An 8,727-nucleotide genomic window follows, 5' to 3' on the forward strand; every position below is an offset into this window, starting at 1 on the left:
TAAACCGATATCCAGTCATCAACGCTCACTTTGCTGACCAGCTCGCCAATTAAGTCGTAGGGGGTGTGTTTGGGATTTTTAAAACGGATACAGCTCTTACCCATATCCAGCTTGGTAGGCACAACTTCGGCGTAACGGCCCCGAAACCAGCTTTCGAGCTCAGGCATGGCATAGATGCCCATATGATAAAAGCCGTAATGGCTTTTTTGTGCCGCCAGATTCATAAAGGGCAATGGCAATTCGGGGTTGCAATGATATCCCGCCGGGAACAGTTGATGAGGCACCACATAGCCAATCATGTTGCAGTTGATGCATTCGTGGAACCCGGCTGGCAGGTTCGCCACTACTGCCTGGCGTAACTGCGATAAAACCAGCTGTTTTTCCTCGGGCTGTGCGGCGATGTACTGTTCTACCGATGAGAAGCTTGGTGCGTTGGGCAAAATGGCTCCTGACTTACAGGGTGAAGTTGCTTAGTTAATAACTATGCCCTAAAGGTTGTCCTGATTGCCAGCAAGGTGTTGCAGAAATTGAAAAGCCTGTTGAGGGCTCATGGTTTCCGGCAGGAACTCAGTCTGGCCCATCTCTTTGAGCAATTTAGTAAACTCGGCACTGCCGCCGGCGTAGCCCATTTTCCACTGTTTGAAAATGGGGGCGGTGATTTCCTCATAGCTGATAATAGTGATTTCGTCATGGCGGGGATCGTCAGCAATATCCAGGTAAAGCTCGTTAACGGCGCTGCGTTCGCCTTCCAGTGCCTGCAAAAAATACTGTTGTTCGTAGGAAAGCATTCCACAAATGCCCTGGGCCTGATTGTTACGGCGGGCGGTGTCGAGAATAGATTTAAGATCGCTAAGTGACATCTCCCGCGAGGCATGGCTGTAATACACCAATCTCACTAACCTCATTTTTAATTTTCCTCTTTTAGCAACTGCGCAGTAGTTTGCGTAACAGCCGGCAACGACTATCTTTCAAATATAGCAGAATTTTCAGAAACGGTTGTGTTGGGTAAACGTATGGAAAATCCGGTGTTTTTAGTTGGTCAAAGTCCAGACTTAGCGGCATTTTTGCCGGATAGAACCATGGACAGCGAAAATCTAACCAGCCTGAGAAACGCTAAAAAGAAACTGCGCAGTTGCAAACCCTCATTGGTAATACTCTGCGTGGGCTCTGATGATGATATCTCTCTTTGTCAGTCGGTAGCTGAGTATATTCGGCAGGGACTGGCTAACCAGGATACCCGCATCATTCTCATGCATAACCCTACTCAGCAACTCGACGAAGTAGTCTGGCTGGAAGAATTCCAAATCAATGCCTGTCTAACGGCGTCTGAAGCGAAAGCAAAGTTTAATGCCAGTGTGCTTAAACGTGAGTTGGCTACCTTTGAGTATATTGAAAACACTTATCGTCAGCACGATGCAGAAACAGAAATGTTGGTTTGTATCACTCGTTTTTCACGTAGCGACGAAAAGCTCACCGCACTGCTTTCTACCTTCTCGAACGCGCTTGCAAGGTTGTGCCATGCCCACTGCAGCTTTGAAATTCACCTGGAAAACACATCGTGTTTTAGAGTGCGTAATTCCGACATTGCCGGCAAAGAGCTGGTAAAAACCTTGCAGTCACTGTTATCAGAGGGCGGGTTGCCGGCCAGCCTTGCCCAGGCAATTGAAGAGCAGCACCCGCAAATTCACCTGCTCGATGAAAGCGGCGGGCTGGAGCCGGTCACCCAACTAATAACAACTCGTATTGGCAGTTATCTGGCTTTCCCTATCGTGGTGTATAAACGGGTAGTATGTTTATTGCTTTACCTGATCCCCGAACAGGAGATGGATCGGGTTTCCATGAAGCAGATCACGATTATCAATAAAGCGGCCGAGCAGCTTACGGTGTTATTGGAGCGTAAGCAGGCTGAGTCGAGCCTGAAGAAGCAATATACCCGTTTGCGGGATACCCTGCTGGAGCTTAAATCTACCAAACAGGCATTGGCACACAATGAAAAGCTCGCCAGTATCGGGCGTATGGCTGCGGGTATCGCCCACGAAATTAATAATCCACTGTCGTTTGTGATCAGTAACTTTTCGTCGATGGATAGTTACCTGGATAACATTATCCAGTTGCAGTCCATGCAGAGTGAGTTGTTAACCGCCATCGACATTCAGCAGGATCAAAAAGCGGCTCATCTCAAACAAAGTCTCAGTGAATTTGAGGAGCAGGCGGGTATACCGTTTATTTTGGAAGATATCAGAGCAATCGTCGCTGATTCTTTTAATGGTCTGCAACGGGTTAAAAATATCATTAGCGACTTACGCTCTTTTTCTCATAATCAGACCGGAGAAAAAGAGGTTTGTGATTTCTCTGTGCTGCTGGATGACACTCTGAAGATGATGCGATATGACCTGGATAACAAGGTTAGCATCCAGCGGAATGTTGAGTTCAATGGCGTGTTGCATACGCACTCAGGTCTCATTGAGCAGGTACTGGTGAATCTGATTAAAAACGCCGTTCAGGCAATGGAGACGGCAGAAACGGCTGAGCCGGTTATTCAAATAAGCGCTGCAGAGATAGATAATACGCTGCACATTCGGATTAGGGATAATGGGCCGGGCATGACGGCCGACATCCAGCAGAAAATATTTGAGCCCTTCTTTACCACCAAACCCATCGGCGAGGGAACCGGGCTTGGCTTATCGGTGGTGTATAACATTATGCAGCGACTGGATGGTTCGATTCACTGCGAGAGCGAACCCGGTGTGTTTACCGAGTTTACTTTGTTGTTGCCATTAAAGCAGGAAAACGCGCAGGCTGATTGAGTTTTAAGGCGATTTCGGAGCATGCTTCAATTGGGTTTTACCGATAATTTTCCCATTGCATTTAACCGGCTGCCGTGTAGTATTTTATTTATACCATATACAGAGCAGGCGCGTGGCAACCACTTCGTTTTTTCAATCAATGAGTATGACATCACACCGCTTTACATGCGGTGTTTTAGGATTGCTGATCGATTTAATGTCGTTGCTCACGGTACTGGCTCACGGTTGTGTCAAACAGCCGGCGAGCATTCCTCACTTTAGTAAGCTTAATTTACTGCCATGCAGTTACGGCTTCTTCCACTGGTGCCTGGCCTGGTGGGCTGGTAACACAAAATCTCTTTAACTTAACTCATGCGTCTGCGCCTCGATTGAGCGGACGCGGCATTGTCACCCATTTTTTAAAGAGAGCAAAAATGACCTTACCTGTCATCCCCTTTTATCCACATCCTGCCCCGGCGCAGGCAATCCACAAGAGCTTAAGCCAGTCTGGGTTTATGCAAATCAGCGACATTGGTATAGAGCCGACATTATTAGCGGAAGTTTATGCGGTCAGCCGTGTATTTTTTACCGGCGATCAGCAAACCAAATCCCGCTGCGGTTATCGCTCTGCTCAGGAAAACTTTGGTTATCAGGGATTGCTGGAGGAAAACCTGGATCCCACCGCTCCGGCAGATATCAAAGAAACCTTCACTATGCGTAGCTTCGTCCTGGGAATTTGAAAGGGAACAGCCACTCCTGGATTCTCACGTTTCGCTAGGAGACTTGCTAGCGCCCTCTGAGTGGGCAATCATCTAGTTCATAAGCATTTTTGTTAAATAGATTTTATTCTTCGAATTTTTTGTTGATAAAAAAACAATTATATATATCATATACGAACCATTATCATTTGTATTTAGAGTATTAAAGGGTAAATTTATGAGAAATGTAAGTAGAGTATCTAAATTGGGTAAAGCGATAGCATTTGCACTAGCGGGACTGTCGAGCGCGTCCGCAATGGCGGCTATAGCGCCAGACGATATTGAGCGTATCACCATTAGTGGAAATAGCGATTCAACATTTCCACGCACCATGGCTGCCGTTGATTCTGGCAAAATCTTTGAGGGCAAAAAGACCTCAGTGGTAGAGCTTGATGAAATGCCTAACTTCATTGAGCCAAACTTAAGACAGATGTTTTCTACGCTGCCGGGGCTCTTCGTTTCAGATCAAGCCATCCCCAGTTTTTACAATGTGAACTACCGCGGCTTAGGAAACCCTCATGAGTCTGAGTTCGTGGGCTTTTTTCAAAACAATATTCCCCTAGCCGCAGACCTTTTCGGATACCCTACCATCTACTACATGCCGCCAGCACAGCGTATTGAGCGCATAGAATTCGTTCGCGGCGGGTCGGGTTTAATTTACGGTCCACAAATAGGGCCGACGGTAAACTTTATTACCAAGCGCGCAGAAGTAGGCCGCGATACGGGCTTTCGAACCGATCAAGCACTCGGGAGCAATGGGCTATATAGCACTTATAATGAGTTTGCCACTTCAACTGGAGACTTCGGTTTCTTTGCATCGGTAGACCACCGTTCGGCCGACGGCCCTCGAGATAATGAAGATTTCGATGTAACATCAGGCCACGTTAGTGTGGCTTATGAAGGGTTTGACGACATTCGCCTTGGTTTCGAACTTGATGTATACAACTCAGACTCTGGTGAAGCAGGTCGTTTGAGTACGACGGAATTTGAACAAGACCGCAATCAAACATTAACCCCATTCAATCGTGTTGAGATAGAACAAGTACTGGCTAATTTTACTTTTGCGCAGAAGATTAGCGATAGTGCGACGCTTGACGCGAATGTCTGGTATTCATACATGGACCGCTTTAGTCGCCGTTCTGGGCAATTTTCTGAGCCTGAGAATGAGCCTGCTACCACAAATATTGATCAACAAGAATTCGATAATTGGGGCTTCGACGCCCGTTATGCGCAAGCCTGGGGCGACAACAATGTGCTGACTGTGGGGACAACCTCTTACTGGGGAGATAGCCCAAGAACTCGTCACGTCAGTAGCGATATTCGCTCTAACCAACAGAACGCCGCTGACTTGCTATTCGATCAAGACCGTAAAATGACGTATAACGCCGTATTTATCGAAAATTTATTCAAATTCGATAAATTGAGTGTGGTACCTACCCTACGTTATGAGCGCGTTAATTACGACTTAGAAGAGTTGACTAAAAATCCAAGTCTAAACCGAGATCCTATCGACGTAGACGAGACTGAAAATGAACTGCTACTCGGTCTTGGCATGATGTATCAGCTCAACGAAATCAGTGAGCTTTATGCAAACGTTTCTGAATCTTATCGCCCTCAACGATTTGATGATTTGGCCAACCCCAATTCAGAACTCGCCAGCTCAAATGGCCCCGATGTTTCTAGTGCAATGAACTATGAATTTGGTTACCGCGCCATGCCTGTTGATGGTCTTGTACTTGACGTGAGCGCGTTTAGAATCGACTTTGACGACAAAATTGAAACTATTCAGGTAAATATCGCTGACATAGAGCGAGTGAACTCTGGCGACTCTCGCCATCAAGGCGTAGAGTTTAGCGTCGACTACGACCTTTTTGCGGGTCGTGCTGACGAAAGTTTTAGAATTTTTGCCAATGGCTCGTTGCTTGATGCCGAAATCGTCTCTTCCCTTAACGAGAGCCTGGTTGGAAATACCACCGCTTTTGCACCGGAGTATCTTTTACGCGCCGGGTTTATATACAACACGGAAAAGCTTGATGTCGCGCTTACTGCGACAATGGTAGACGAGCAATTTTGGCAAGACTCGAATGCGTCTAGAGGAACAGGCATCGATGAAATAGCCGCGCTAATTCCTTCCTATGAAGTTGTTGACCTGACCGCTGAATATCGTATCGATTCGCAATGGGCAGTATATGGAGGCATTAATAACCTTTTAGACGAGAACTATTATTCTCGCGTGAGAAATGATGGTATCGAACCTGCCCTCGAAAGAACCGTATTTGCAGGCGTACGCTTTCAAATGTAAATAGCAAAATTGTAAGCAAGCAGGGGCGATAACTTGGCCCTGCGGTGCGCGCTTATAACCAGCGTCTTTTCAGACCACCTCCACACTTCAACATGTAATAAAATCGCTCTTTACGACCATTTCTTTTTGTTTTACCTCGCCGTTAAATTCCCTCATATTCCCGCAAATAATTAATAGCCATTAGAACGCAGTTGCGGATTGCAGGGGCTTTAACGTTGGAAAACACATTGTCTACAGAGCCTAAAGTACGCATTTCAGCGCCGGTGATTGCCCTGGCAATGTATGCGATAGCGTCAGGCTATTTAATGAGCCTCATTCCACTTATGCTAACGCACTATGGCCTTGATACGTCGCTGGCCAGTTGGTTAGCAAGTAGCTTTTATGCAGGCCTTCTTCTCGGTGCGTTGGCCATTGAGCCTTTGGTTACCCGCTTGGGACACCGAAACGGATTTGTTTGGTGTTTAGGTACGCTCATCACTACTATTGCCATAATGCCTGCAATCCCTGACGCCAGCGTTTGGTTGCTTGCCCGGTTCGTTGCTGGCGTTGCCGTTGCAGGTGTATTCGTTGTTGTTGAGTCTTGGTTATTACATGGTAATGAAGCCGACCGCGCCAAGCGCGTGGGCCTTTATATGGGAGCGTTCTATGGTGGCAGCTCGTTAGGACAGCTTTGCCTTGGCTTTGTTGGCGTTCACGGTGTGATGCCTTTTGTCGCCATTTTTACTGCGCTACTTTTTGCTGTTGGTGTATTACTGCTTATAAAAAGCGATCAGCCCAGTAGCGCGGAAATCACACCACTATCGTTTAAGCAAATCACCAAGCTCAATCACGCTGCAATAATGGGATGTATTGTATCAGGGTTAACGCTAGGTGCTGTTTACGGCTTAATGCCCCTAGAGTTGATACAGCGAGGTATTGCTCATCAGCACTTGGGAGGATTGATGGCGCTGGTCATTCTTGGGGCAATGGCTGTTCAGCCTTTGATCCCTATGTTATCTCGCTATTTATCCAGAACTCTACTAATGGCCCTGTTTTGCTTACTGGGCGTTGCTGCTATTTCTCTTACACTGTCCTTTGCAGGTTTATATGCACTGGGCGCCGGTCTATTCCTTCTTGGAATGGCCCTATTTGCCCTATATCCGGTTGCCATCAACCTTGCTTGCGACAACCTTGATGCCCATTACATTGTGTCGGCTACTCAGATTATGCTTTTCAGTTATAGTCTTGGTTCAGTTGCAGGACCCATTATAGCCGATGGTTTTATACTGCGTGAACAAGGCCTGATGGGTTACTTATTTACTTGTCTCCTCGCCACCAGCATTTATATGCTAATCGCCAGTATTAAGCTGAAAAGTAAAGCAAAGGGCGTTTACGGCTAACATAGTTGCAACCCCTTTTTTCATTGCTGAGTGCACTTTATTAATAGATCGTTGTACACAAGACCGAGTGTGCACTCAGTTTGAAATTTTTACGCGATTTTTATACAGCGTACCGTGCTTATTTTCTATATTAAGTTTAACTTGTATAAAGTATTCAGGCGGTTAACCTATATTTCCATTAATTATGGTACAGCTTAAGTATCACAACGTTGACTAATCAAAAGGAAGAATTCAATTCTAAACTTTAAATATATTGTTTTTTTAGGCTCCGCACTACTGCTTAGTGTAGCTGTATGGTTTATTTTTTTCGCCAAGGAATTAGCACCTGATTTTACTGCCTACGCTGCTGGGCCAGAGCGCAAAACCGCGTTCTTCAATTATTTTACCCCTATAATCGTTGATGCTAATAAGCAACTAGCCGCAGATAGACGACAAATTCAAAAAATATGCGATAAGGGTAACAGTGACGCGGCCTCGCTAGAAAGTTACTTAACCAAGTATCGGATTGACGATGCCGATCTACAACAAGAGTCTGCTTGTCAATTATTGTTGCGTCGCGCGGATGTGGTGCCCGTTTCATTAGCACTCGCTCAGGCTGCAAACGAAAGTGCGTGGGGCACGTCTCGTTTTGCTAAACAAGGGAACAACTTCTTTGGCCAATGGTGCTTTACCAAAGGCTGCGGCATTGTTCCCCAGTCTCGTGATAAAGGAAAAGCCCATGAGGTCGCCGACTTTCGTTCACCAGCAGATTCGGTCGAAAGCTACATGATGAATTTAAATCGTCATGATGCCTACAAACCGCTTCGCACTATTCGCCAATCACTTAGGGAAAAAGGGTTTGTTATTTCTGGGTTACCGCTTACCCACGGTTTAAACAAATACTCTGAACGTGGTGAGGAGTATGGAAAAGAGTTGCGTGACATGATTACCTTCAACGATCTAACACGCTTTGATACGGCATCAGATTAGATGGCGGACCAATGCGGTTCGCCGTCGCTTTCCTATTCGCCTTAGCTTCCCTATGAAAACGTGATAAATCGTGCAAAGCACTAGTTGAAAAAGCGCCTCGCAACATTAAGACCATAAACGAAAACTATGCGTATATATCGTAAATTAAATTTATGCTCGCCACTATGAAAACAGACTCGACAGCAAAGCCCTACGCCATCATCGATAGAAGTTGCAAACCGCTTATCTATGTCACCTTTACAGGGCAACGTGAAACCCCTGAAAAGGATTATAAGAAATATTAACGCTATGTACTACCCACTGTGTCAGCTGTATTTAAGGCCAGTTGCACGTGTGTCAAATGGGTACTTTTCAGGAATCAGTGAAGTAGTTGTCATCAAGATAGACGCAATATAACTGGTCTTTGGTACTGAAATCCGCAATGAGATATGTGAAAGCCCTTACCTCAACATGTTGCATGTTCAAGTGATGGTCTGTTTTTTGTGCTTCATGCGCCAAAATCGAAGTCGCGTTGAATGATGTAGTCACTGAAT

8 protein-coding genes are annotated in these 8,727 nt (G+C 45.9%); 5 read left to right on the plus strand and 3 right to left on the minus strand.

The window, feature by feature from the left end; translation table 11 throughout:
- The coding region (locus D9T21_RS09330; protein WP_164464629.1) for a DUF1801 domain-containing protein at positions 1–440 on the minus strand (440 nt) is incomplete at its 3' end.
- A gap of 48 nt (positions 441–488) precedes the next feature.
- Entirely contained in the window at positions 489–905 is a 417-nt protein-coding gene (locus D9T21_RS09335) for a BLUF domain-containing protein (protein ID WP_123324629.1), read from the minus strand.
- Between the two features lie 93 nt (positions 906–998).
- Here D9T21_RS09335 and D9T21_RS09340 point away from each other — a divergent pair, with 93 nt between their 5' ends.
- From D9T21_RS09340 to D9T21_RS22965, 5 genes are all read left to right on the plus strand, one after another.
- Positions 999–2,807 (plus strand): sensor histidine kinase, encoded by a 1,809-nt coding sequence (locus D9T21_RS09340; protein ID WP_123324713.1) that lies wholly within the window; start codon positions 999–1,001, stop codon positions 2,805–2,807.
- A 413-nt stretch (positions 2,808–3,220) separates the two neighbouring features.
- Positions 3,221–3,526 (plus strand): 2-oxoglutarate and iron-dependent oxygenase domain-containing protein, encoded by a 306-nt coding sequence (locus D9T21_RS09345; protein ID WP_024024471.1) that lies wholly within the window; start codon positions 3,221–3,223, stop codon positions 3,524–3,526.
- Positions 3,527–3,722: 196 nt separating this feature from the next.
- Complete coding sequence (locus tag D9T21_RS09350) at positions 3,723–5,846, plus strand: TonB-dependent receptor family protein (protein WP_020745975.1); 2,124 nt, start codon at positions 3,723–3,725, stop codon at positions 5,844–5,846.
- Between the two features lie 215 nt (positions 5,847–6,061).
- Positions 6,062–7,225, plus strand: a complete 1,164-nt coding sequence (locus D9T21_RS09355; protein WP_100972757.1) for an MFS transporter — start codon at positions 6,062–6,064, stop codon at positions 7,223–7,225.
- A gap of 549 nt (positions 7,226–7,774) precedes the next feature.
- The gene (locus tag D9T21_RS22965; protein WP_269529786.1) at positions 7,775–8,194 is read left to right on the plus strand and encodes a glucosaminidase domain-containing protein; all 420 of its coding nucleotides are present in this window, start codon (positions 7,775–7,777) and stop codon (positions 8,192–8,194) included.
- A 351-nt stretch (positions 8,195–8,545) separates the two neighbouring features.
- Here D9T21_RS22965 and D9T21_RS22860 read toward each other — a convergent pair.
- A partial coding sequence (locus tag D9T21_RS22860; protein WP_206427253.1) for a hypothetical protein occupies positions 8,546–8,727 on the minus strand: 182 nt, incomplete at its 5' end.

The sequence above is a fragment of the Marisediminitalea oceani genome (assembly GCF_003731635.1).
GTDB lineage: Bacteria > Pseudomonadota > Gammaproteobacteria > Enterobacterales > Alteromonadaceae > Alteromonas > Alteromonas oceani.